Raw genomic sequence first — 234 nt, 5'->3', positions numbered from 1 at the left:
CTGCGAGTTTTACTTTTTCAGCTGAAACATTAATTATTTTACTCATCTGATCATTCATTATGGAAAGGTTATATATACCAATCCCAGCAGTAACAATTAGCATGATGATTATTAGACTAAAACTCGCTAATAATTTTGCTTTAATTGAAGTGAAACCAATCTGATTTAAATTTGAGATCATTTTTAAATTCCTTTTGGCAGTCCATTTATCGACTTGTATCTTTGAAAAATAAC

1 protein-coding gene is annotated in these 234 nt (G+C 28.6%); it reads right to left on the bottom strand.

Features of this window, described 5'->3' with window-relative positions; translation table 11 throughout:
- Window positions 1–181: MCP four helix bundle domain-containing protein (locus R0K30_RS23590; RefSeq protein WP_410613468.1), on the bottom strand; the 181-nt coding region annotated here is incomplete at its 3' end.
- Window positions 182–234: the final 53 nt, after the last annotated feature.

Origin of the sequence: Bacillus sp. SIMBA_154, assembly GCF_046536015.1 — a bacterium.
Classification (GTDB): Bacteria; Bacillota; Bacilli; order Bacillales; family Bacillaceae; genus Bacillus; species Bacillus pumilus_P.
The sequence above is the reverse complement of the archived record's forward strand: the minus strand, read 5'-3'. Positions and strand labels throughout refer to the sequence as shown.